Source organism: Diaminobutyricibacter sp. McL0608 (genome assembly GCF_039613825.1).
GTDB lineage: Bacteria > Actinomycetota > Actinomycetes > Actinomycetales > Microbacteriaceae > Diaminobutyricibacter.
In genome coordinates this window covers 3,654,438-3,676,268 of record NZ_CP154826.1, presented here as the reverse complement: position 1 = coordinate 3,676,268, position 21,831 = coordinate 3,654,438, and the positions used below count along the sequence as shown (strand labels likewise).

General features: G+C 67.2%; 26 protein-coding genes. 13 read left to right on the top strand and 13 right to left on the bottom strand.

All coding sequences use genetic code 11. From position 1 onward, the window contains the following. Positions 1-54: 54 nt before the first annotated feature. Genes cofG through AAYO93_RS17470 form a run of 5 tightly spaced genes read left to right on the top strand, consistent with a single transcriptional unit; the run spans position 55 to position 6,896 of the window. The gene (cofG, locus tag AAYO93_RS17490; protein ID WP_345762450.1) at positions 55-2,478 is read left to right on the top strand and encodes a 7,8-didemethyl-8-hydroxy-5-deazariboflavin synthase CofG; all 2,424 of its coding nucleotides are present in this window, start codon (positions 55-57) and stop codon (positions 2,476-2,478) included. Beyond that, on the top strand, positions 2,475-3,989 hold the full coding sequence (locus AAYO93_RS17485) for a flavin-containing monooxygenase (protein ID WP_345762449.1): 1,515 nt from the start codon (positions 2,475-2,477) through the stop codon (positions 3,987-3,989). Before cofG ends, AAYO93_RS17485 begins: the two co-directional genes overlap by 4 nt. Positions 3,990-4,000: 11 nt before the next feature. Then, positions 4,001-5,026, top strand: a complete 1,026-nt coding sequence (fgd, locus tag AAYO93_RS17480; protein ID WP_345762448.1) for a glucose-6-phosphate dehydrogenase (coenzyme-F420) — start codon at positions 4,001-4,003, stop codon at positions 5,024-5,026. Beyond that, on the top strand, positions 5,023-6,084 hold the full coding sequence (gene cofD / locus AAYO93_RS17475; RefSeq protein WP_345762447.1) for a 2-phospho-L-lactate transferase: 1,062 nt from the start codon (positions 5,023-5,025) through the stop codon (positions 6,082-6,084). The genes fgd and cofD overlap by 4 nt, the downstream gene beginning before the upstream one ends. Continuing rightward, positions 6,081-6,896, top strand: coding sequence for an LLM class F420-dependent oxidoreductase (locus tag AAYO93_RS17470; RefSeq protein ID WP_345762446.1), 816 nt, complete (start codon positions 6,081-6,083; stop codon positions 6,894-6,896). The genes cofD and AAYO93_RS17470 overlap by 4 nt, the downstream gene beginning before the upstream one ends. Here AAYO93_RS17470 and AAYO93_RS17465 read toward each other — a convergent pair. From AAYO93_RS17465 to AAYO93_RS17440, 6 genes are all read right to left on the bottom strand, one after another. Beyond that, entirely contained in the window at positions 6,823-7,620 is a 798-nt protein-coding gene (locus tag AAYO93_RS17465) for a hypothetical protein (protein WP_345762445.1), read from the bottom strand. The two genes, AAYO93_RS17470 and AAYO93_RS17465, sit on opposite strands and share 74 nt — an antisense overlap. After that, positions 7,617-8,426: a coenzyme F420-0:L-glutamate ligase gene (cofE, locus tag AAYO93_RS17460; RefSeq protein WP_345762444.1), complete on the bottom strand. Its 810-nt coding sequence runs from the start codon at positions 8,424-8,426 to the stop codon at positions 7,617-7,619. Before cofE ends, AAYO93_RS17465 begins: the two co-directional genes overlap by 4 nt. A gap of 39 nt (positions 8,427-8,465) precedes the next feature. Further along, complete coding sequence (locus AAYO93_RS17455; RefSeq protein ID WP_345762443.1) at positions 8,466-8,975, bottom strand: methyltransferase family protein; 510 nt, start codon at positions 8,973-8,975, stop codon at positions 8,466-8,468. Positions 8,976-8,977: 2 nt separating this feature from the next. Continuing rightward, positions 8,978-9,388, bottom strand: a complete 411-nt coding sequence (locus tag AAYO93_RS17450; protein WP_345762442.1) for a hypothetical protein — start codon at positions 9,386-9,388, stop codon at positions 8,978-8,980. Between the two features lie 40 nt (positions 9,389-9,428). Next, entirely contained in the window at positions 9,429-9,788 is a 360-nt protein-coding gene (locus AAYO93_RS17445; protein WP_345762441.1) for a hypothetical protein, read from the bottom strand. Positions 9,789-9,850: 62 nt separating this feature from the next. Then, positions 9,851-10,342, bottom strand: coding sequence for a hypothetical protein (locus AAYO93_RS17440; protein ID WP_345762440.1), 492 nt, complete (start codon positions 10,340-10,342; stop codon positions 9,851-9,853). Positions 10,343-10,377: 35 nt separating this feature from the next. Between AAYO93_RS17440 and AAYO93_RS17435 the strand changes: the two genes are divergently transcribed. From AAYO93_RS17435 to AAYO93_RS17425, 3 genes are all read left to right on the top strand, one after another. After that, positions 10,378-10,827 carry a hypothetical protein gene (locus AAYO93_RS17435; RefSeq protein ID WP_345762439.1) on the top strand — a complete coding sequence of 150 codons (450 nt, stop codon included), beginning with the start codon at positions 10,378-10,380 and terminating at the stop codon, positions 10,825-10,827. A 160-nt stretch (positions 10,828-10,987) separates the two neighbouring features. Continuing rightward, on the top strand, positions 10,988-11,251 hold the full coding sequence (locus AAYO93_RS17430; RefSeq protein ID WP_345762438.1) for a helix-turn-helix domain-containing protein: 264 nt from the start codon (positions 10,988-10,990) through the stop codon (positions 11,249-11,251). Further along, complete coding sequence (locus tag AAYO93_RS17425) at positions 11,248-12,492, top strand: HipA domain-containing protein (protein ID WP_345762437.1); 1,245 nt, start codon at positions 11,248-11,250, stop codon at positions 12,490-12,492. The genes AAYO93_RS17430 and AAYO93_RS17425 overlap by 4 nt, the downstream gene beginning before the upstream one ends. A 16-nt stretch (positions 12,493-12,508) precedes the next feature. Here AAYO93_RS17425 and AAYO93_RS17420 read toward each other — a convergent pair whose 3' ends face one another. After that, on the bottom strand, positions 12,509-13,414 hold the full coding sequence (locus AAYO93_RS17420) for a helix-turn-helix transcriptional regulator (protein ID WP_345762436.1): 906 nt from the start codon (positions 13,412-13,414) through the stop codon (positions 12,509-12,511). Positions 13,415-13,501: 87 nt separating this feature from the next. Between AAYO93_RS17420 and AAYO93_RS17415 the strand changes: the two genes are divergently transcribed. The 4 genes from AAYO93_RS17415 (at position 13,502) to AAYO93_RS17400 (ending at position 17,114) form a co-directional block, all read left to right on the top strand. Beyond that, positions 13,502-14,389: an aldo/keto reductase gene (locus AAYO93_RS17415; RefSeq protein WP_345764914.1), complete on the top strand. Its 888-nt coding sequence runs from the start codon at positions 13,502-13,504 to the stop codon at positions 14,387-14,389. A 30-nt stretch (positions 14,390-14,419) separates the two neighbouring features. After that, positions 14,420-15,436 carry an aldo/keto reductase gene (locus AAYO93_RS17410; RefSeq protein ID WP_345762435.1) on the top strand — a complete coding sequence of 339 codons (1,017 nt, stop codon included), beginning with the start codon at positions 14,420-14,422 and terminating at the stop codon, positions 15,434-15,436. 23 nt (positions 15,437-15,459) lie between these two features. Further along, on the top strand, positions 15,460-15,807 hold the full coding sequence (locus AAYO93_RS17405) for a hypothetical protein (protein ID WP_345762434.1): 348 nt from the start codon (positions 15,460-15,462) through the stop codon (positions 15,805-15,807). Positions 15,808-15,974: 167 nt separating this feature from the next. After that, on the top strand, positions 15,975-17,114 hold the full coding sequence (locus AAYO93_RS17400; protein ID WP_345762433.1) for a threonine aldolase family protein: 1,140 nt from the start codon (positions 15,975-15,977) through the stop codon (positions 17,112-17,114). Positions 17,115-17,214: 100 nt separating this feature from the next. Here AAYO93_RS17400 and AAYO93_RS17395 read toward each other — a convergent pair whose 3' ends face one another. Next, a complete protein-coding gene (locus AAYO93_RS17395; RefSeq protein WP_345762432.1) occupies positions 17,215-17,610 on the bottom strand; it encodes a MaoC/PaaZ C-terminal domain-containing protein in 396 nt (131 codons plus the stop codon). Here AAYO93_RS17395 and AAYO93_RS17390 point away from each other — a divergent pair. Next, positions 17,609-17,944 (top strand): hypothetical protein, encoded by a 336-nt coding sequence (locus AAYO93_RS17390; protein WP_345762431.1) that lies wholly within the window; start codon positions 17,609-17,611, stop codon positions 17,942-17,944. The two genes, AAYO93_RS17395 and AAYO93_RS17390, sit on opposite strands and share 2 nt — an antisense overlap. A gap of 597 nt (positions 17,945-18,541) precedes the next feature. Here the strand turns inward: AAYO93_RS17390 and AAYO93_RS17385 are convergent. The 5 genes from AAYO93_RS17385 to AAYO93_RS17365 form a co-directional block, all read right to left on the bottom strand. Next, a complete protein-coding gene (locus tag AAYO93_RS17385) occupies positions 18,542-18,904 on the bottom strand; it encodes a pyridoxamine 5'-phosphate oxidase family protein (RefSeq protein ID WP_345762430.1) in 363 nt (120 codons plus the stop codon). A 130-nt stretch (positions 18,905-19,034) separates the two neighbouring features. Continuing rightward, positions 19,035-19,466: a hypothetical protein gene (locus AAYO93_RS17380; RefSeq protein WP_345762429.1), complete on the bottom strand. Its 432-nt coding sequence runs from the start codon at positions 19,464-19,466 to the stop codon at positions 19,035-19,037. 4 nt (positions 19,467-19,470) lie between these two features. Beyond that, positions 19,471-19,890, bottom strand: coding sequence for a pyridoxamine 5'-phosphate oxidase family protein (locus AAYO93_RS17375; RefSeq protein ID WP_345762428.1), 420 nt, complete (start codon positions 19,888-19,890; stop codon positions 19,471-19,473). After that, positions 19,874-20,785 (bottom strand): universal stress protein, encoded by a 912-nt coding sequence (locus AAYO93_RS17370; RefSeq protein ID WP_434056653.1) that lies wholly within the window; start codon positions 20,783-20,785, stop codon positions 19,874-19,876. The genes AAYO93_RS17375 and AAYO93_RS17370 overlap by 17 nt, the downstream gene beginning before the upstream one ends. A 2-nt stretch (positions 20,786-20,787) precedes the next feature. After that, the gene (locus AAYO93_RS17365; RefSeq protein WP_345762426.1) at positions 20,788-21,687 is read right to left on the bottom strand and encodes a universal stress protein; all 900 of its coding nucleotides are present in this window, start codon (positions 21,685-21,687) and stop codon (positions 20,788-20,790) included. Between the last annotated feature and the right edge of the window lie 144 nt (positions 21,688-21,831).

Here is a 21,831-nt window from a genome sequence, read left to right as displayed (position 1 = left end):
GGATGTGCGAAATCGAGCAACGCATTCGACATGTTCGAGAGGTACCCTGACGCAATGGATCGCGGGCAGCTCGCAGTGGATCTCCAGACCGTGATCGAGCGCGCCCTCAGCGGCGACCAGCTCACGGTCGATGATGCTGAGACCCTGGTGCTCGCGACCGGTGCGGACCTCGAGCGCCTGCTCGATGCATCCGCCCGCCTGCGCGACGAGGGGCTGGCCCGTGCGGGCCGCCCCGGCGTGATCACCTTTTCGAAGAAAGTGTTCCTGCCGATCACGACCCTGTGCCGCGATCGCTGCCACTACTGCATCTTCGTCGACACCCCCGGCAAGCTCGCGCTCAAGGGCAAGCCGCCGTACATGTCGGCCGAGCAGATCCTCGATGTCGCCCGGCTCGGCGCCTCGATGGGGTGCAAGGAAGCGCTGTTCACGCTCGGCGACCGTCCGGAGGACCGGTGGCCTGTCGCGCGCGCCTGGCTCGATGAGCACGGCTACGAGTCGACGCTGCACTACGTGCGGGAGATGGCGCAGCTCGTGCTCGACGAGACGGGGCTGCTCCCGCACCTGAACCCGGGCGTGATGACCGCTGAGGAGCTGGCCTGGCTCCGCCCGGTGGCCCCGTCGATGGGGATGATGCTCGAGACGACGTCGTACCGGCTCTGGGCGGAGAAGGGCGAGGTGCATTTCGGCTCGCCCGACAAGGACCCCGCGGTGCGTCTGCAGGTGCTCGAAGACGCCGGGCGGGCGCGCGTGCCGCTGACCACGGGCATCCTGGTCGGAATCGGCGAGACGGCTCGCGAACGCGCGGAATCGCTGGTGGCCCTGCGCGACATCCAGGACCGCTTCGGTCACCTCCAGGAGGTGATCGTGCAGAACTTCCGTTCCAAGCCGGCGACGGCGATGCAGAACGACGACGACCTCGGCGTCCGTGAGTACGCGGCGACCGTGGCGGCCGCGCGTCTGGTGATGGGGGCGGATGCGCGCATCCAGGTGCCGCCGAATCTGTCGGATGCGAGCGAGCTCGGCCTGCTCCTGCGTGCCGGGGCCGACGACTGGGGCGGTGTGAGCCCGCTGACCGCCGACCATGTGAACCCGGAACGCCCGTGGCCGCAGATCGTGGAGCTGGCCGAGCTCACCCGGCGCGAGGGCTTCCGGCTGACTGAACGGCTCACCGTGCATCCGCCGTACGTCCGGGATGCCGCGCAGTGGATCGACGAAGCCGTGCGTCCACGGGTCGATGCCCTAGCCGACCCGTCGACCATGCTCGCCGACGAGCCCGCTGGATCCCTGATCTCCCGCTCTGTGCATCCATTCGCCAGACTCCGACCTTCAGATCGACCCGAAGGTCGTTCTTCGGCGAACGGATCAGCGAACAGGGGGGTCGCGGTTCACACGTCGGCGGTGAGGTCGGCGCTGTCGCGTGCCGCGTCGTCTCCCGGGGCGCTCAGCGATCGCGACTACGCAGAGTTGATGGGCGCTGAGGGCGACGACCTCGACGCGCTCGCAGGGCTCGCGAACGACCTGCGCCGCTACACGGTCGGCGAGGCGATCAGCTTCGTCGTCAACCGCAACGTCACCTCGACCAACCTGAGCCCGGTCACACACGGCGACGCGCCCGACCGCTCGGCCCTCACCTTCGAGACGCTGACCGAAATAGTCGACGACGCGTGGGCGCTCGGCGCGACCGAGCTCTGCGTGCAGGGCGTGATCCCGGATGCTCTGCCCGCCGACTCCTCCCTGCGACTGGCCCGCGTCGTGAAGGCCACGCGCCCCGAGCTGCACCTGCACGCGTTCCGGCCGGCCGACATCGCCGACGGCGCCGCGCGCCTCGGCCTCGACGACGTCGACTACCTCGCGGCCCTGCGCGACGCGGGCGTCGACACCGTGCCGGGCACGGGCGTCAAGATCCTCGACGATGCGGTGCGGCTCCGGGTCGCGCCCGGCGACCTCCCGGTCGACCGCTGGATCTCGATCGTCACGGCCGCGCACCGCGCAGGATTCCGATCGACATCGGTCATGGTCTACGGCAACGGCGAGTCCGCTGCCGACCGGGTCGGGCATCTGCGCCGGCTGATCGAGCTCCAGGATTCGACGGGCGGCTTCACCGAGTTCGTGCCGATGCCCGCGATCGGCCACGCCGGTCCCGCAGGACGGGAGTCCGCCGGACAGGAGTCAGACAGCCACCGCCGCGTTCACGCGGTCGCCCGCCTCATGCTGCATGGGCACATCGACCACATCCAGGCGCCGTGGACGCGTCTCGGGTTCGCGGAGGCCGCGCTGATGCTCCAGAGCGGCGCCGACGACCTGGGCGGCACCCTCCTCGACGGTCGCGTCCTGCCCGAAGCCGGAGTCGAGCACGGGCATGAGCTTCTGCCGGCCGACGTCGACCGGATCGCGCGCTCGCTCTCGCGGCCCGTGCGCCAGCGCACGACGACCTACGGCGATCCGACGGATGAACGCAAGCGGGTGGCCCGCGCATGACCGAGGTCGATGTCGCGATCGTCGGCGCGGGGTTCGCGGGGCTCGGGCTCGGGATCCGCCTGAAGCGTCTCGGCGTGAGCTCGTTCCTCATCTTCGAGCGCGCCAATGCGGTCGGCGGCACCTGGCGGGACAACACCTACCCCGGGGTCGCCTGCGACGTGCCCTCGCACCTGTACTCGTGGTCGTTCCGGCCGAACCCGCGGTGGTCGTCGTTCTTCTCGGAAGGCGCGGAGATCCGCGACTACCTCGTCGCCGGTGCCGATGAGGAGGGACTCGGCGCTCACCTGCGGCTGGGCACGGATGTCGACGCCATGACCTGGGACGCGTCGCGTTCGCGCTGGGCGCTCCACACGAGCCGCGGTGAGTTCACCGCCAGGGCCCTCGTTCTCGCCTGCGGCAGGCTGACCGAACCGCGCATCCCCGACGTGCCGGGGCTCGACACCTTCCGGGGTCCGATGTTCCATTCGGCCCGCTGGGACCACGACGCCGAACTGCGTGGCAAGCGCGTGGCGGTGATCGGGTCCGGGGCCTCGGCCATCCAACTCGTGCCACGGGTCGCGGAGATCGCGAGCGAACTGGTGGTCCTGCAACGCAGCGCGCCCTACGTCATCCCGCGCGAGGAACATCACTACAGCGAAGCCGAGCAGGCGCAGTTCGAGCGCGACCCCGAGGAGCTGGAGCGCCTTCGGTCGACGCTCTTCTGGACCGCCGAAGAGGCCTACGCCCAGCGCGCAGGGGTGCCGGATGCGGTCGAGTCGGCTCGACGGCGTGCGCTCGGCAACCTCGCAGCGCAGGTGCCCGACCCCGGGCTGCGCGCGAAGCTCACCCCGCACTACGAGATCGGCTGCAAACGGGTGCTCATCTCGAACGAGTACTACCCGGCGCTGACCCGCCCGACGGTCACGGTCGAGTCGTCGGCGCTCGAAGCGATCGACGGCAACACCCTCATCACCGCCAACGGTGCGCGACACGACGTCGATGCCGTGATCTTCGCGACCGGATTCCACGCGGCCCAGCAGCCGTATGCCCGCATCGTCCGCGGCGTCGACAGCGAACTGCTGGCCCGGCACTGGGGCGGCGGCATGACCGCGTACGCGTCGACGGTCGTCAGCGGCTTCCCGAACCTGTTCGTCGTCAACGGCCCGAACGCCGGACTCGGCCACAACTCGGCGATCTACATGATCGAGACGCAGCTCGACTACGTCCTCGGCGCGCTCGATCACCTCGAGGCCGACGCCGACCTCGTGCTCGATGTGAGCCGTCAGGCCGAAGACGAGTACACCGCGCTGATCGATGAGCTCGCCTCCTCGACAGTGTGGATGACCGGTGGCTGCGAGAGCTGGTACCGCGACGGACGGACCGGAAGGCTCACCCTGCTCTGGCCCGGCTACGCGCACACCTTCCGCGAACGCAACGGCACGTTTTCACTGAACCCCTTCTCGCTTGCCCCGTATGCGCCGGCCCCTTCCTCGCCCATCCCGGCCCCGCCCATCCGAATGACCACGAACTGAGGAGAACGACCGTGCCCATTCCCCTGCGCCTCGGCTACAAGGCCTCCGCTGAGCAGTTCGGCCCCAGCGACCTGCTGAGATTCGGAGTGCTGGCCGAAAAGGCGGGCTTCGACTCGGTGTTCGTCTCCGACCATTTCCAGCCGTTCGTCCACGAGGGCGGTCACGCGCCCGCAGCGATCCCGTGGCTCGGCGCGCTCGGCGCGAGCACCGAGCGCATCCTGATCGGCACCTCGGTGCTGACGCCGTCCTTCCGCTACCACCCGGCCGTCGTCGCCCAGGCCTTCGCGACGCTCGGCTCGCTGTTTCCGGGCCGGGTCGTTCTCGGTGTCGGCACTGGCGAGGCGCTCAACGAGGTCGTGCTCGGCATCGAATGGCCCGAAGTCAAGGAACGGTTCGCGCGCCTCAAAGAGGCCGTGACGCTCATCCAGAAGCTGTGGACAGAAGACGGCGTGACGTTCGCCGGTGACTTCTACCGCACCGCCAACGCGACGATCTACGACAAGCCGGACGCCGCCGTGCCCATCTATATCGGAGCATCCGGTCCGGCCGCGACCCGGCTCGCCGGCCGAATCGCCGCCGGCTACATCACCACGTCGGGCAAGGAGCGCACCCTCTATACGGATACGCTCCTGCCGGCGCTCGAGGACGGCATCGGGAAGGCCGGCCGCGCGCGGGATGACGTGGACACGCTCATCGAGATGAAGGTCTCCTTCGACACCGACCCCGAGCGTGCCCTGCAGGACACCCGCCACTGGGCACCTCTCGCGCTCACGCCCCAAGAGAAGATGAGCGTCGACGACCCCCGCGAGATGCAGCAGCTGGCCGACGCGCTGCCGATCGAGCGGGTGGCCTCGCGCTGGATCGTCGGGACCGACCCGGACGAGCACGTCGACCGCATCGAGGAGTACATCGCTCTCGGCTTCCGGCATCTCGTGTTCCACGGTCCGGGCCCCGACCAGGAACGGTTCATCGAGCTGTACGGCGCGGAGATCCTGCCGCGCCTGCGCGAGCGGCACGGCTCGGCGTTCGCGCAATGACCGGGATCACGGTGCTGGCCGGCGGGGTCGGTGGTGCCCGCTTCACCCGGGGACTGCTCGCGCACCTCGCCGCGGAGCATCCGTCCGCGGGCGGCGAGGCCTCCACGGTGCCGGTCACTGTGGTCGTCAACACCGGCGACGACATGTGGCTGACCGGCCTGCGCATCTGCCCCGACCTCGACACGGTCATGTACACGCTCGGCGGCGGCATCTCCGAAGAACAGGGATGGGGCCGCGCCGACGAGACGCGGCGCACGTCCGGCGAGATCGCGGCCTACGGCGCCGGCTGGGACTGGTTCACTCTCGGCGACCTCGACCTCGGCACCCACATCGTGCGCACCGACCTGCTCCGCTCCGGCCGAACGCTGAGCGAGGCCACGGAGGTCCTGGCGCAACGGTGGCGCCCGGGTGCCCGGTTACTTCCGATGAGCGACGACCCCGTCGAGACGCACGTGCGGCTCGCAGCCGACATCGACGAACATCGGGCGGGCGACCTCATCCACTTCGAGGAGTGGTGGGTGCGCTACCGCGCCGCAGCCGCAGCCAGCGAGTTCGTGCAGGTCGGGCTGGAGCAGGCGCAGGCCGCCCCCGGCGTGCTGGAGGCGATCCGTGATGCCGACGTCGTGATCATCCCGCCGTCGAATCCGGTCGTCTCGGTCGGAACGATCCTCGCCGTCCCCGGTGTGCGCGCTGCGCTGCGTGACACCGACGCACGGGTGGTCGGGGTGTCGCCGATCATCGGCGGCAGCGTCGTGCGCGGCATGGCCGACCGGTGCCTCGACATCGTCGGGGTCGAATCGACCGCCCTCGGCGTCGGCCGCTACTACGGTTCGCGGGCCGACGGCGGCATCCTCGACGCCTGGCTCGTCGACGAGACGGATGCCGGACTGATCCCAGACCTGGAGGCGGCCGGAATCCGCGCATCCGCTCACCCGCTCTGGATGCACGATGTGCCCGCCACGGCCGCCATCGCCGCCCACGCGCTCCGCGCTGCCCGCGCCACCCACCCCATTGCCCTCGACCGACCGACCGTCCAGAACATCGGAGGAACACTATGACCGACCGCCCCGTTCGCATCGGCGTGCAGCTCGCACCGCAACACGCGACCTATGCCCAGCTTCGCGACACCGTTGCCGCCATCGAAGACCTCGGTGCCGACATCGCCTTCAACTGGGACCACTTCTATCCGCTGTCGGGCGACCCGGACGGCGCCCACTTCGAATGCTGGACGATGCTGGCTGCCTGGGCCGAGCAGACCAGCCGGATCCAGATCGGTGCCCTCGTCACCTGCAACTCGTACCGGAACCCGGACCTGCTCGCAGACATGGCCCGCACGGTCGACCACATCAGCGCGCGCGGCGGTGACGCCGGGCGACTCATCCTCGGAATCGGCGCCGGCTGGAAAGAACTCGACTACGTCGAATACGGCTACCCGTTCGGCACGCCCGGCACGAGGCTCGACGCGCTCGCCGAAGCGCTTCCACGGATCGAGTCGAGGTGGGCGACCCTGAATCCGGCGCCGACGCGCCCGATCCCCGTGCTCATCGGCGGTGGAGGCGAGAAGAAGACGCTGCGGATCGTCGCCCGGCACGCCGACATCTGGCACAGCTTCAGCGATGTCGAGACCCTGGAACGCAAGCTCGGCGTGCTTCAGGAGTGGTGTCACCGCGTCGACCGCGACATGTCCGAGATCGAGATCTCGACAGGCGTGCGGCGCACCCACGACGGCACGCTCGGTGCGCTCGAGCCCATCGAAGCGCAACACGCGCTCGGCGCTCGCCTCTTCACGCTGGGGATCAGCGGGCTCGACCTCGACCTGCGCCAGGCGCGTCAGCTGGTCGCGTGGCGGGATCGGATGAACGCGGCCTGACCCGCTGCTCCAGAACGGCGCGCGTGGCGTCTCCGAGACCGAGCAGCCGTGCCCGCTCGAGATCGTCGGCGTCGTCGATGTCGAGCCGCAGCGACGACCCGGCCGGCACCGCCAGCGCGAGATAGCCCGCGGACGTGTGCGCTGCGGCCGACCCGATGCCGAAGTGCGTCGGGGCGTGGGCTCCCGGCGCGAACGCGACCATCGTGGTTCCGGAGCCCTCGCGGTCGGGGACGAACGAGAGCTGCGCGTGCACAGGTTCTGAACTCCTGCCCGTGTTGGAACCTGTGCGCGTGTTCAGAACCTGTGCACCTGTGCTCGTGGCAGCCGCTTCGGCAAGCGCGAACGCTTGTGCGAGGTCAGCCGGGCGGAGGGCGGCGAGGTCGCCGGTGATGGCTGCTGTGAACGCCTCGGGGGCCGCCTCACGAGCGTGCGCGAGACCGGATGCGACGGCAACGTTGATGCCTCCACCGGGATCGGCGACGACCAGCGTCCGCACGTCGGTGCGGTCAGTCGCCTGACCGACCGCGAGATCCGCGGCGAGCCCCGGCTGGTTCGAGACCACGACCACGCACGATACGGCGGGCACCCTTCGCACGGCGCTGACGGTGTCGACCAGGAACGCGAGCGCGATCGCAGCGCGCTCAGGATCGTCCAGCGATCCGGAAAGCCGGCTCTTCGCATCCGCCGCGCCTTTGAACGGCACGACCACCGTCCAGCGCCTCACTCGGATGCCCGTCCAGCCTCGGATGCCCGCCCCGCCTCGAAACCGCGTGCGTAACCCTCGGCGAGCGCCTCGTCGGTGCCCAAACGGAACATGTCCATGGGGCCTGTACGCACCAGCGTTCGCGCACCCGGAGCGTCGAGACCCGTGACGTAGCGGCCGAGTCCGCGCACCACGGCGACCGGGAGCCCGTTCGCCTTGCCCTTCACAAGGTCGGTCAGGGCGGCGATCTCGTCCGCGACGACCGGCTGGGTCACCCCGAGGGGCCGGCCATGCGCATCCGCCGACCCCCGCAGGTCGTCGGTGACCAGCACACCCGCGGCCCCGATCGCGACGTCGGTCTGGCCGAGTCGCCAGGCGCGACCAAGAGTGTCGGTCACGATCACGCCGACGTCGACACCGAAACGCTCCCGGAGCGCCGCGCAGATCGTGCGTGCGGACGCATCCGGGTCGAGCGGCAGCAGCAGTACCGTGCCTTCGGGGGTATTGCTTGCATCCACGCCCGCTGCGGCGCCGACGATGCCGAGGCGGTTCTCGACGATGCGGGTGACGTGGTCGCCCGTGACACGGGTCGCCACGACGCGCACCGTCTCATCCGTGATCGCCTGCTCACGATCATCCGCCCGCACGAAGCGGCCCTCCGCCTTCGAGACGATCTTGCTGGTCACGACGACGATGTCGCCTGCCTGCGGCTGGTCGTCGGGGGCGGATGCGGCGAGTGCGTCGCCGATGAGCAGGGTCAGGTCGTCGCCGGCGGTCACCTCCGGGATGCCCGCCACCGCCCACGCCGAAAGTCGTGCCGTCGTCATGGGCCAACTGTAGAACGCCAAGGTCGATTCGGCGGGTCGTCATCCCCGCCACGGCGTGAGCCGAGGCCACCACCCCGGGACGTTGCGCCGGTAGTCGAGGTACTGCTCGCCGTACGCACGCGTGAGAGTCGGCTCCTCATATCCCTTCACGAACGCGACGACCGCGACCAGGGCGATCCCGGCGTAGAGCACGAGCCACCACGAGCCGAACAGCAGCGCCTGGCCGAGGATGATCGCGAGCACTGCCAGATACATCGGGTTACGCACGAACCTGTAGACGCCCGTCATCACGAGCGTCTCGGTCGGAGCCACCGGAGCGGGCGTTCCGCGGTGCAGGGCGAACAGTGCGAACGCGTACAGGAGGAAAGCCACTCCGAGAATGATCGCGATCCAGGCGATCGGCACGACGATCCAGGTAGCGCCGCCCCAGTCGTGCCACCGCCAGCCGGTGATGAGCCACGGAATGAGGCCGGCAACGATGCCGGGCGCCACGAAGAGGAACACGACCGTCCCGATCCACGCGCGTGCGAGCGATGCTGGCTGGGCCATGATCATTCCTCGTACGTGGCCTCGTCGACGATCCGCTTCCGGAATTCGTCGGTGAGCCGCGTCGTCTCGGCCTTCTTCTCGTCCACATTCTCGACTGTCGCGCCCGCCCATTCGGTGGCCAGCCGACGCTCGAGGTCATGCATTTGGGTCTGGATCGCCTCGTTCGTCTGCTCGTTCGCCCTGCGAACCAAGCGTGCAGCGTTGTCGATGATCCGCCGCTCCAGCAGCACAACGATGCCCACGAGCAGCAGTGTTGTGCCGACATTGGCCATCACGCCCGCGAAGTAGCCCCGAGCAGCGGCGGCCGGCACCACCAACCACCCGATCAGGATGGCGGCGAGACCCAGCAGGATGCATGCAATGAACCATCCCCAGCGGATCCGGTCGCGGGTGGGTGTCGGCGTTTCGCTCATGCCGCCAGCGTAGACAACCGTGCGTTCGGGGGGACCCCGCTTACTCCTTTTCGCGCATCCAGTGCTCGCGCATGAACATGCGACCCCACCAGGCGCTGAGGCCGTTGCCCTGGTACTCGCTGGGGTCGGCGTCGAGCACCTCGGTGCCCTGCGGCTTCGGCAGATCGGCGGTGTCGTCATCTGTCAGCGTGGTTTGGACGGCGGCCGTCGTGATGCGCCCGACGACGTCGGCGCTGACAAAGCGCAGCCCGGCAGCGGTCTTCACCGCGAGCCCGTCGAACAGGTCGATCGAGCTGTCCTGCAGCACGTGCTCGACCTTCCCGATCTCGCTGCCGTCGGCAGCCAGCACAGGGGTTCCCTTTTCGAGCGCGGTGTAGGCGATGGGTGTTTCGTTGGTCATGAAATTCACTGTAGCTCTCGCACGCGCGCTGTCGGGCTCGGTCGGGTCGGTGGCGGTGAATGTCAGTCGGCGGGCTCCAGCGAGGCACGCAACCAGCCGAGTTGGATGCCGTCCGTCTCGGTGAAGCTCAGCTGCACCGGTCCTTCGTAGTCATTCACTCCGCGCAATTCATCGCGCATCGGCTCACCGCAGTGAAAGGTGCCTGCAGCGATGACGCGAGCCGCGCTGTCGGCTGTCGTCAGGCGGAACCCGCCACCGCTCGGTCCGACGCAGTCGCCCTCGATGACCAGCACCTTTCCACCGACGAAGAGCCCCGGGCCTGCCGTGCTTCCCGCCGTGGGTGTCGACGACACGTTGTCGACGCTCGCGTAGGCGACTTGTCCGGGGACGCTGCCCACTGGGAAGTCCAGGATGGGAGCCTCTGGGGCCGGGGAGGCGGACCGCGCATGCGTCGCCGCCGACGGAATCGCCGGAGCTGAGCATCCGGAGAGCGCCACCGCACCCGCCATGGCCGCCGCAACCAACACTGTCCATCGCAGGGAGTTCAGCCTCATGTACGGATCGTAGCGATGGCGAGTACGGTCGTCGCATGAGCGACACCTCCGACGATGAGATCGTCGTCACCGACGGCCGCACGACGGAAGGGCGCGCCACGGAAGGCCGCCGGCTCTACCGCTGGCTCCTCGACCACCTCGCGAAGTTCCCCGGAAGGGTCACCGTTGTGACCTTCGCCGCGGGCGTCGTCGTGACGCTCTTCGTGGTGGTCGTGGGCGGGGATTCGAGTCCGACGACGGTCGTGTCCCTCATCGCAACACTGTGGGCGCTGTTCTTCGCGGTCATGATCTATCTGCTCACTGCCCGCGACACCGACAAGGTCCTCGAGCAGATCGCCGACCTGCATGAGCAGCTCGCGACGGCGCTGACGAACTCTCCCGCGCCTGGACGCGTGATCCGCGGTCGGACCGGCAGTGGGTATTGGAGGCCGTCGGCGGGGGCCGGTGGGTGGTCTTCTCGAAGGGTGCGCAGGGAATCGGCGTGATGTCGCTCGACGATCGCGGGGCGGGTCGCGGCAGGCGGGGTATGGGTCGTAACTGACTGAAGCCGGGGATGGCGTGACTCAAATATGCGTCATTGACCGGCGTCGAATCGATTGACTCAAATATGAGTCAGCTGGGTCGAAACTGCCGTATGCTGTAAATATGATGCAGCGAAGACTCCGATGGTTCCGCGGATGGTCTGCGCCTGCGATCGGTCGTGCGATCCAAGATCTCCGAATCGCTCGAGACTGGAACCAGGAAGAGCTGGCGGAGCGCGTTGATTCATCCCGCGCGACCATCAGCCGTATGGAGCGGGGCGGTTCCGTCGCCAACACCTTGGTCGTGCGGGTTCTCGACGAGCTCGGCTACGAGCTCGTCATCATCCCGAAAGGCGTGGTCGTCCGACTTGAGGAGGCCGACAAGTGACGTATGACGCCCTTGCCGTCTGGCTCCACGGACGCCCTCTCGCTGAGCTGACGAAGCTCCGCAACGGCCGGCTGCGGCTTCGCTTCGACGAGGATGGGCTCGACAAATACGGCGTCGACAGTCGAGCACTGTCGCTCGCGCTCCCGCTGACGGCCAGACGCGTCGAGGGTCCTGCGCTGGATGCGTTCGTTCTCGGCCTGCTGCCTGAGCCGCCTGTCCGGCAGATGATCGAAGTCGAGAACAAGGTTCCGCGCGGAGACGACTTCGCACTGCTGGGCGCGATCGGCGCGGAATGCGCTGGAGCAGTCCAATTCCTTGTCTCCGGCGACCAACCCGATGGAGGATCCCTTCGCGCGCTGAGCAGCGACGAGGTCACAGACATCGTGCACAACCTCCCGACGCTCAAGACGCCGGACGGACTTCCGGTCGGCGCCTCCCTCGGAGGTACCCAGGCGAAGGTGCTGCTCACAAAAGCCGAGGCCGGCTGGGCGTGGCCCACGGGCGGTGCGCTCTCTACACACATCATCAAACCCGAGCCGATCGCGAATGTGGTCGTCCCCCACCTGGTCGAGGCCGAGCATTGGACGGCGAACCTTGCAGCCGCTTCGGGTATTCGGGCGGCTTCGACTGAACTTCAGGATTTCGGCGGCCGCCTGGCCATCGTCGTCGAACGGTACGACCGTTCTCACGGTGTGCGGCTTCATCAAGAAGACTTCACGCAGGCGCTCGGGCTCGGTGTTCGCGACAAATACGAGTACATGGGAATGCCGTCGCGTCTCACGCGGATCGCCGTCGAAGCCGGCAGCGCTTCAATCGATCGCGATCGATTCCAGGACGACCTCCTGACCCTGGTGGCCTTCAACACACTGATCGGCAACTCGGATGCCCACTCGAAGAACTACTCGATGATCATCGATCGCGCCGGCTTCTTTACTCTGGCCCCCTTGTACGACGCCGCGCCGACCATGCTGATGAATCCGTCGCTCACCACTGCCGGCCATGCGCTCAACGGCCAGGCCGACCTTCGCTTCGTCACGCGCTCGAATGTGCTGAAAGAGGCTTCGCTCTGGGGGATGCCGACAACGCGATCCGAACGGATCGTGGAACTGCTGTGCCAGACGCTTCACGCAGCCCTCGAGGCTGTTCCCGAACCCGAGACCAGCCCAGGACTCGCAGACCTCATCCGTAAGCGCATCCAGCGGCTCCTCGACGGCGGACCGCTGCCGTACCAGGCGGGCTGACTCACAAGGCTGGTGGTTATCGTGCGCCGTCTCGCTGGGCATGCTCGCTCTGCGTCAGAGCGCTCGGCGAACTTTGCCGCTGGGTGGCCGCCCAGCTGGCCAGCAGCTTGAGGGCATCCTCAGAAGGCGTTCCGGGATCGGCGGTGTAGACGTTCACCCGCAGCCCCGGTTCGCCGGGGAGTTCGAGCGCTTCGAAGGCGAGATCGAGGTCGCCCACGATCGGGTGGTGGATGCGCTTGCGTCCGGTGCGGTGGTAGCGCACGTCGTGGCGCGCCCAGCGGATGCGGAACTCCTCGCTGCGGGTGCTGAGTTCGCCGACGAGATCGGTGAGGTCCTTGTCGTAGGGGTTCCGGCCTGCGGCTGAGCGCAGAATAGCGACGATGTCGTCCGCCGCCCGTTCCCAGTTCGAATAGAAGTCGCGGGCTTTCGGGTTGAGGAAGGTGAAGCGTGAGTTGTTCGGCGGCTGAACGGCCTCGGCCATGAGGTCGAGGTAGAGGGCGCGGCCCAGCTCGTTGACGGCGAGGACGTCGCCGCGGTCGTTGCGCACCCAGGCCGGCGCGGTGACGATCGCGTCGATCACTCGCTGCAGGCTTGGACGCACGGTCTCCGGGCTTCGCTTGCGCCGGATGCGCGGTGCGACCCCGGCGGCCCGCGCCAGGTCGTAGAGGTGCGACGTCTCGGCGTCGTCCAGCTGGAGCGCTCGGGCGAGCGACTCGAGAACGCTGTCGGATGCGCCCGAGAGGTTTCCGCGTTCGAGGCGCGTGTAGTAGTCGACGCTCATCCCGGCGAGCATCGCGACTTCCTCGCGGCGCAGACCCTTCACCCGGCGGTTTCCGCCATACGCCGGGAGCCCGGCCTGCTCGGGTGTGATCTTCGCGCGCCGGGAGGTGAGGAACTCCCGCACGTCATCGGTGTGGGTCATGTCGACGACCCTACGCCGCGGGATGACGTCGAGGGAGGCACTGACGTGCCCTCCCTTCTGCTCGGCTCCGCCCGTACCGTGGATGGCATGGTCACGGAACTCACACTCAACAACGGCATCACGATGCCCGCTCTCGGGCTCGGCGTCTTCCAGTCGCCGCCCGAAGAAACCACTGCTGCTGTCCAGGCGGCACTTGACACCGGCTACCGCCACATCGACACCGCCGCGGCCTATGGCAACGAACGCGAGGTCGGCGAAGGCATCCGTCGCTCCGGCCTCGACCGCGGCGACGTGTTCATCGAGACCAAGGTCTGGGTGTCCGACTACGGCTACGACGAGACCCTGCACGCCTGGGAGAAGGCGACGGGAAAGCTCGGCGTCGGCCACCTCGACCTGCTCATCCTGCACCAGCCGGCCCCCGACCGGTTCGAGAAGACGATCGCCGCCTACACAGCGCTCGAAACCCTCCTCGCCGATGGCCGGGTCCGGTCGATCGGCGTCAGCAACTTCATGCCCCATCACCTCGACCGGCTGCTCGCCGAGACCGGTGTCGTGCCCGCGGTGAATCAGGTCGAGCTTCACCCCTATTTCACCCAGCCCGAGGTGCGGGCCGCCGACGCCGCGAACGGGATCCTCACCCAGGCCTGGTCGCCGATCGGCGGCATCACCTTCTACCCCGGCTGGGGCGAGAACCGGAAGAGCGTGATGCAGGATGCGACGATCGCCTCGATCGCCGACGTCCATGGCAAGACCCCAGCTCAGGTGATGCTGCGCTGGCACCTGCAGGAGGGCCGGTCAGCCATCCCGAAGTCGGTCAATCCGTCGCGCATCGCCGAGAACTTCGACGTGTTCGACTTCGAGCTGACCGCCGATGAGCTCGGTCGCATCGACGCCCTCGACACGGGCGTACGCAGTGGACCCGATCCGGACGAGGCGCGGATCGAGCGGTTCGCGATGGTCATCCCCGAAGCCTGACCCGAAGCCCGATCCGAAGGAAGAAGAATCATGGACTACCGCCCACTCGGCCGCACCGGCGTGCAGGTCAGCCCCCTCTGCCTAGGCGCGATGATGTTCGGCCCGTGGGGCAATGATGACCGCACTGACAGCATCCGCATCATCCACCGCGCCCTCGACGCCGGCATCAACTTCGTCGACACCGCCGATGTCTACTCCGGGGGCATCTCCGAAGAGATCGTGGGGGAGGCGCTGCAAGGCCGTCGCGACGACGTCATCCTGGCCACCAAGTTCTTCATGCCGATGAGCGACGACCCGAACCAGCGCGGCGGTTCCCGTCGCTGGATCATGCGTGAAGTCGAGAACTCGCTGCGTCGCCTGAAGACCGACTACATCGACCTCTACCAGGTCCACCGGCCGAGCCCCGACGCGGATGTGGAGGAGACGCTCGGCGCTCTCACCGACCTCGTCGGGCAGGGCAAGGTGCGCTACCTCGGCTCGTCGTCGTACTCGGGTTCGCAGATCGTCGAGGCGCAGTGGGCGTCTCGAGAGCGCAACCTGGAAAGGTTCGTCACCGAGCAGCCGCCGTACTCCATCCTGACCCGCGGCATCGAGGAGGATGTGCTTCCCACGATTCAGCGGCACGGGATGGGCTCGCTCACATACAGCCCGTTGGGTGGCGGATGGCTGTCCGGCCGGTGGCGCAAGGATGCTGCATCCGCGCCCACCTCATCCGCCCGGCCAGGCGCCCGGTTCGACATGAGCAGCCCTGCCAACCAGCGCAAACTCGACATCGTCGAGGAGCTCGCCCTGCTCGCCGAACAGACCGGCATCAGCCTCATCGAGCTCGCGATCGCCTTCGTCATCAACCACCCTGCGGTAACCGCAGCGATCGTCGGCCCGCGCACGATGGAGCAGCTGGAGTCGTATGTCCCGGCGGCGGAGGTCGCGCTGACCGCCGACGTGCTCGACAGGATCGACGAGCTCGTGCCACCAGGCGTCACCGTGAATCCGGACGACAACAGCTACGGCGTTGCGGAGCTGACTCCCGCTGCGCGACGCCGCTGACCCATCAGGAATAGAGGAGCATCATGAACATCGAACCGACCGCGCCCACCGTCAAGAACTCGCCCGAGCAGTTCATCGGAGACGTCTGGGTCGACCCGATCGCCGCACCTCACGAGGGGGACCAGCGGATGACCGTCGCGCTGGTCCGATTCGCTCCCGGGGCGCGCACCGCCTGGCACTCGCACGCCCGCGGTCAGTACCTTCACGTCACGCAGGGCATCGCCCGGTTCGGCGATCGGGACGGCATCATCGTCGAGGTGCCCTGTTCGATGTCGGAGAACAGGCCGGTGAACGGAGTGCCAGGTCCGATCAGGCTCTGGAAGAACTCGCTTCCGGCCGGGGTCGCGACGGCCGCGGCCGCATCCTCGTAGCTGTCGAAGTACAGGTCGAGGGTGCGGTGGGAGGGTGTCGGTGTTCCGTATTCCTTCGGCCAGACTTTCGCGGATGCGCGTTCATCAACGCCCGCGCGGAACCGCCAGGCGAGTCGCCGGTGCATCCGCGCCATGGGCGGCGGAGCTTCGGGCGTATCGTGAAGGTTGTGACCGACGCCGACAGGGATCCCGCCACCGTCCAGTCACCGCGGCAACGCCTCTGGGTCGCCTCGCGCTCGGCGACGAAGCTGCTCTCCAACGAGCGCCCCTTCACGTACGCCGAACGTCTGGCCGCCTTGGCCTCCTCGCCGAACGCGGCTGCCATCGAAGCAGTGGACACCTACGGCGGTGGCATCGTCGAACGACTGGAGCGCCGCGTAGCAGCGTTGCTCGGCAAGCCCGCCGCACTCTGGCTCCCCACCGGCACCATGGCGCAGCAGGCAGTGCTGCGGGTGTGGGCATCGCGCGCTGGCACGGCGCGGATCGCTGTGCATCCGCTGCATCACACCCAGGTAAACGAAGAGGACGCCTTCGCCACTCTGAGCGGTCTTGAACCGGTGCAGCTCACGAGGGAGCCGCGCCAGCCCACGGCCGCGGATCTCGCCGCGCTGTCCGGACCTCTCGCTGCGGCGGTAGTCGAGCTTCCGATGCAGGAACTGGGCTACGTCCTGCCCACCTGGGAAGGGTACGGCCGGTTCGCTCAGACTGCGCGCGAACGCGGCATCCCGCTGCACGTCGACGGGGCCAGGATCTGGGAGTCACAGCATCAGCTCGGCCGATCGGCCGCCCAGATCGCTGCGCTCGCGTCATCGGTCTACGTGTCGATGTACAAGGGGATCGGCGGACTGTCGGGTGCTTTGGTGGCGGGCGACGCTGAGGTCATCGCCGAGGCACGTGTCTGGCGGACACGCTACGGCGGCGACGTCTTCCGCCAGTTTCCCGCGGTCGTTGCAGCGCTCGACGGCCTGGACACGAGGCTGGAGCGGATGAGTGACTGGGCACGGCATGCCGGGGCGATCGCCCAAGGCCTCTCCGCACTGCCCGGGTTAGCCGTGACGCCGGACCCGCCGCACATCTGCGAGTTCTGGGTGTACGCCGACCTCCCGGCGGACGCGCTGAACGATGCCGTGCTCGAACACCTCGAGGCGAGCGGCGAGCGATGGGTGCACGACTGGTGGACAGGCAGCGACGGACGGGCCGTCGCGGAGATCACCGTACGCGATGAAGCCCTCGCCTGGACCGCCGACAACGTCGCGCGGGTGGGCCGACGCGTGCTCGCTCGGGCAGCGCAGCTCACAGCATCCTGACGATGTCCATGTCGGCAGCCCGTCGGGCAGGTACGGCTCAAGCAGTGTCGGCGTTCGGTCGCCAGCTCGGACCGCAATTCTTTGGACATGGTTCAACGCCTCAGGCCGATTGTGGACGTGCGAAGAGGAGTGTGCGCACGGTGAAGAGTTGCCGAAGATCCTCTTCGTGAGTGAGCGTCTCGACTTTGAGGGTGGCGCTGCCGCGACTCGGATCCGATCGCGACGCCCTGACGGACTCGACGGTCACCCGCAAGTGAAGCCGATCGCCCGGTCTGGTCGGCGTTGGCCAGGCCAGTTCACCGCCGGCGCCGATCAGCCCGCCGGCGATATTGGGGCCGCTCGTAACCAGAAGACGCATGGTGATCGTAGCCGTGTGCCAGCCGCTCGCGGCCAGACCGCCGAAGAAGGTGTTCTTGGCCGCGTCGGCGTCCAGATGGAACGGCTGAGGGTCGTTCCTCGATGCCCGCCCGATAGGGTCGTGCCGGAGGAGAGCCATGACCACCACAACACGGAAGAGCCGCACCGGTCTGATCGCGACATTGACGATCGCCGCCACCGTTGTCGGGCTCGGTATCTTCTCCTTTATCGTTCACGATCGCACGTGGGACTGGTGGCCCAACCCAGTCAGCTCCCTGACTGCATTCGACGGCCACGACTACAACTGCCACCGCGAGCTCACCAAACCGGCCAGATCCACCCCCGGATATAGACACCTAGGGACATCGCTTTTCGGTGGCGAGATCTGGGCGCCGCACCATGGGTTCAACGGCGACATCTTCGTCAAGTTCCAGAACCATATGGTTGACTGCTCAGTCTCCGGCGGACCGTAGCCGCACTTGCAAGACTGTTCCTCGTCTGCCGGTCTCAGTCGTCAACGGCTTGTGCCGTCAGGATTGATGTTCGATGGCCAACCGCTGAAGCCTTGCCGGTCCGCTTTGAGGCGGGCCGGATCGGTGATGATGCAGATCCCAGGCGTCGGTTTCGGCCCGCATGCCGGGTACCGCAGCGGTGCATGCGTGACGGTGACTGGTTGGCCGGCATCGTCTGCTTGAGCTTGCTCGGCCGACGGAGTGTCCGCCTCTTGCAGATCGTCAGCGGGACCGCCGCGGAGTTCGTCCCAGTCGAGGCAGCCGTCGTCGTAGTACGGGATGGACGGGTCTGACGGGCACGTTGCATTCGCAGGTGGGCTTGACGTTGTCTGGGGTGGCACCGCTGTCGGCACTACCGAAGGCTGTGAGGCTGACGCGGCACCCGCGACGATTCCGCCAGCGGTGAGGGCTGCTGCGGCGATGACGACAGCGATGAATCGAGCCCGCATTGCTACCCCCTCACTGGCAGTCCTGTTGGCTCGAAGGTACGCGAGGTGGACATCCGCGACTATCCCCCGTGGGAGGCACGGCTAACCGGCCGGAAGTGCAACGGCAATGTCAGAGTTCGGGTGTCAGGGTGCCGTCGTCAGATCGTCGGACCGCAGCGAGATGGTGTTCGAACTGACGACCGGTGATCGAGGACGGCACGATCTCGACGAAGTAGAACTCGGTGACGGGGTTCCACGGCGGCAGGGCGTCTTCGGCGGCGCGGTTCACGTAGGTGGATTCTTTGACCTGGGCGTGGCCTTTGATGGTGACGCTCCAGTTGTGGAGGGTGCCGAGGGAGTCGACCTCGAAGACCACGCGGCGATTGGAGAACAGGCTTCGAAGTTTGGTTCCGTCGGCGGAACGGAAGACGAGGGTCTGACCGTCAGCGAAATAGTTGACGGGGAAGATCTCCGGCTGCTCGTCGATGCTCACCCCGAGCCTTCCGACTCCGGCACCGGAAATAAGGCTCCAGCATCGCTGCTCTGACAACTCGATCACAGGTCCCTGAGCGGACCATTCTGGAAGATCGGCGACGTGGTTCATGGCGATCCCTTCTCCGAAGCTAGTTCCGCGCCACGCCCGCGCGCTCAGGTTCAAGTAGCCCTAGAGCGAGCAAAAGGAATCCGAGTTCTGCGGCGGCCGCACCGAAGTAGATGGCTTGAAGCACGCTGAACGGAATGAACATCATCTGGACGAAGATCCAGACGAGCAGTGCGAATGCCGCGACTGCCGTCGCGGCGCCGGCGATTCGGCTGCGTCGGAGCAGCGCGATCGAGGCGACTGCCTGCGATCCGCCGACGACGCCGGCAAGTACGAGTCCGGGGATCGTGTATGAGGTGAATGGGCTGGTGTCGAGGAAGGCTTGATCGGGAACGATCGTTCCCGAGGATCCGGGCGTGATCGACCCGACGATGAGCGCAATGCCACCGGCGACTGCTGTCACCGCTATCACTCCCGACAGAATCGCGAGAACTTTGCGGACCCACCCAGGCATCGTCTCAATACCTCTCCGGTTCCGGTTCGCGCCGGAAATGGCGTCCTGTGATGGAGAGCGGGGTGATTCTGACGTACCGGTATTTGAGCGTCGGGATCCACGGGGCGAGTGGCTGGCGGTTGGCTTCGTCGATCTCCGTCTGGCTTTCCAGTTCCGTTGCCACGCCTTTGACGATCACGCTCCACGCTTCGGTGTCCGTATAGCCGTCGACCTCGAAGGCGATGTCGTGATGGATCGTCAGCTCCAGCAATTTCGTTCCCGGCGCGGTTCGGATCAGGAGGGTCTTCCCGTCGGCGAGGTAGTTGACAGGAAAGATGTCGACCTCAGAGCCGACACTGGTCGCCAGCCGCCCGAGGGAGTTGCCCGAGAGTTTCGTCCAGCATTCATCCTCCGAAAGCTCGGTGACGCTAGCTGACGTGTTCATGATGTTCCTCCTGTGGTGCTGGTGATTCGGATCGTGTTGATTCGCCGACGTAGGTGTGGACGATCATCGTCGGGGCGGCCAGGTTCAAGAGCACGTCGTATGCCACCGACCCGAGTCCGTTCGTTTCGTCAAAACCGGAACGACGCGAACTGCCGACGACCAGCAACTCTGCGGCGCGCGAAATCTCGTTGAGTGCGATACCCGCCGGTCGACGGACGATCCGGCTGCGCGTGCTCAGCCGTGGGTGAAGGTCCTGAACGCGACTCAGGGCGTCGGCCACCGCCCGATGTGCCATCGCATCGTGATGTTCCTGCCATTCGCGCCTGTGCTCATCGTCGAGATGGTCCGGTGCTGAGATGTCGAGTGCGCGCACGAGCGTCAACTCGGATCCGTTTCGCTCGGCTTCCTGTGCGGCGACCAGGACCGCGTGACGGCCCGCCGTGGTTTCGTCGACGCCCACGACGACGCCGCGACGCAGTCGCACCGCTGACTCCGGGATGACTGCGACGGAACCTTTTGCCATGGATGCGAGTTGAAGGCTGCGGGAGCCGAACGCGCGGCCGTAGTGGAAACCGGTCTTGTGCGTCCCGACCACGACGAGTGACGTCTCGTCGGAGAGTTGGGCCAGCAGCCACATCGGACTGCCGTAAAGCAATTCAGCGGTGATCTCGATTTTCGGGTCGAGATCACGAGCGAACCGCACTGCTGACTCCAGACGGTCGACGGACCCCTGCTTCGCTTCCGCGATGAGCTGCGATCCAATGGCACCCCATTCGTCGTCCATGACGTGCACGAGTGTCACCCCCGTGGTGTGTTTGCGTGCGCGTTCGACGCTCCACCGGATCGCAGCTCGGCTGGGTACGGAGCCGTCTATTCCGACGATGATTCGTTCCACGGCTACCATTCCTCCCCTTCGAAGTCCTTCGAGGTCGTCACGGCTGCCTTCGCGCCAGGGACGACCAGGACGGGACTGGTGATGTTGAGTAAGACGTCGTGACTGACCGACCCGAGCACGTAGGACGCGACGCGTCCACGCCCACGGCATCCGACGACCAGAAGTTCTGCACGGAGCGAGCGGTCGACAAGGGCGAGGGCAGCATTCTCCCGGGCCAGTTCAGTGACGACCGTGACGCGATCTGGAATGGGCGTGTTCAATTCGGCCAGCGCATCGTCCAGGACCGATTCGAGCGAGTCCTGGTACCTGGGGTCGGGCTGCAGATCGGGCGTTACGTCGGACGCGAAGGGCGGCGGAACATGCCACGCGTGGACGACGCGAAGAGTCGTTCCCAGCCAGCAGGCTTCGTGAACGGCGACCGCGAGCGCCTCGTGGGATCGAGGCGACCGGTCGACTCCGACTGTGACGCCCCGGCGGCGTGCGTTTCCCAGGTCGGGGATGACGGCGACCGGGCAACGCGCCCGTGCCGCAACTTTCAAGGGAATCGTTCCGACCCGCGGTCCGCCGATCTCGGGGGACTTATCGGTGCCGATGACGACGAGCTCTGCTTCGGAGGACGCCTTCACGAGCTCGAGGGCCGGCCTTCCGTCCACCCAGTCGGTCGACACATCAACGGCAGGGTAGTTCTGAGCGACGTACTTCGACGCTTCGTCGAGGGCCCAGCTGGCGTTCTCGAGCGGATCGAATTGAGATCCGTACACGTCCGTGCCGAATGCGAAGTCGACGACGCAGAGCAGCCGAAGGTGCCCGCCCCGTTGGGCGACACGCCGGGCGGCCCAGTCAAGGGCACGTTTCGAAGACGCTGATCCGTCCATCCCGACCAGAGTCGTGCCGTTGCTCATGTTCGCCTCCCGAAAGATCCGTTGTCCTGAGCATGGTCACCCGTTCCACCGGGCCATAGAGCCGAAGGTCCTATGGGTCGGTCGGCCATTCGGTACCGGCCGGCGCACCGTCTCGATGGTGCTTTACCGTCGACTGCCAGCGAA

Bases quoted from the DNA above. Each gene is read 5' to 3' on its own strand.
- AAYO93_RS17450 (WP_345762442.1), bottom strand. From the start codon at position 9,388: ATGAGCGAAACGCCGACACCCACCCGCGACCGGATCCGCTGGGGATGG.
- AAYO93_RS17430 (WP_345762438.1), top strand. From the start codon at position 10,988: ATGATGCAGCGAAGACTCCGATGGTTCCGCGGATGGTCTGCGCCTGCG.
- AAYO93_RS17405 (WP_345762434.1), top strand. From the start codon at position 15,460: ATGAACATCGAACCGACCGCGCCCACCGTCAAGAACTCGCCCGAGCAG.
- cofE (WP_345762444.1), bottom strand. From the start codon at position 8,426: ATGACGACGGCACGACTTTCGGCGTGGGCGGTGGCGGGCATCCCGGAG.
- AAYO93_RS17395 (WP_345762432.1), bottom strand. From the start codon at position 17,610: ATGGCTCTCCTCCGGCACGACCCTATCGGGCGGGCATCGAGGAACGAC.
- cofD (WP_345762447.1), top strand. From the start codon at position 5,023: ATGACCGGGATCACGGTGCTGGCCGGCGGGGTCGGTGGTGCCCGCTTC.
- AAYO93_RS17390 (WP_345762431.1), top strand. From the start codon at position 17,609: ATGACCACCACAACACGGAAGAGCCGCACCGGTCTGATCGCGACATTG.
- AAYO93_RS17415 (WP_345764914.1), top strand. From the start codon at position 13,502: ATGGTCACGGAACTCACACTCAACAACGGCATCACGATGCCCGCTCTC.
- AAYO93_RS17455 (WP_345762443.1), bottom strand. From the start codon at position 8,975: ATGGCCCAGCCAGCATCGCTCGCACGCGCGTGGATCGGGACGGTCGTG.
- AAYO93_RS17440 (WP_345762440.1), bottom strand. From the start codon at position 10,342: ATGAGGCTGAACTCCCTGCGATGGACAGTGTTGGTTGCGGCGGCCATG.
- AAYO93_RS17485 (WP_345762449.1), top strand. From the start codon at position 2,475: ATGACCGAGGTCGATGTCGCGATCGTCGGCGCGGGGTTCGCGGGGCTC.
- AAYO93_RS17375 (WP_345762428.1), bottom strand. From the start codon at position 19,890: ATGAACACGTCAGCTAGCGTCACCGAGCTTTCGGAGGATGAATGCTGG.
- cofG (WP_345762450.1), top strand. From the start codon at position 55: ATGGATCGCGGGCAGCTCGCAGTGGATCTCCAGACCGTGATCGAGCGC.
- AAYO93_RS17410 (WP_345762435.1), top strand. From the start codon at position 14,420: ATGGACTACCGCCCACTCGGCCGCACCGGCGTGCAGGTCAGCCCCCTC.
- AAYO93_RS17420 (WP_345762436.1), bottom strand. From the start codon at position 13,414: ATGACCCACACCGATGACGTGCGGGAGTTCCTCACCTCCCGGCGCGCG.
- AAYO93_RS17470 (WP_345762446.1), top strand. From the start codon at position 6,081: ATGACCGACCGCCCCGTTCGCATCGGCGTGCAGCTCGCACCGCAACAC.
- AAYO93_RS17435 (WP_345762439.1), top strand. From the start codon at position 10,378: ATGAGCGACACCTCCGACGATGAGATCGTCGTCACCGACGGCCGCACG.
- AAYO93_RS17380 (WP_345762429.1), bottom strand. From the start codon at position 19,466: ATGCCTGGGTGGGTCCGCAAAGTTCTCGCGATTCTGTCGGGAGTGATA.
- AAYO93_RS17365 (WP_345762426.1), bottom strand. From the start codon at position 21,687: ATGAGCAACGGCACGACTCTGGTCGGGATGGACGGATCAGCGTCTTCG.
- AAYO93_RS17445 (WP_345762441.1), bottom strand. From the start codon at position 9,788: ATGACCAACGAAACACCCATCGCCTACACCGCGCTCGAAAAGGGAACC.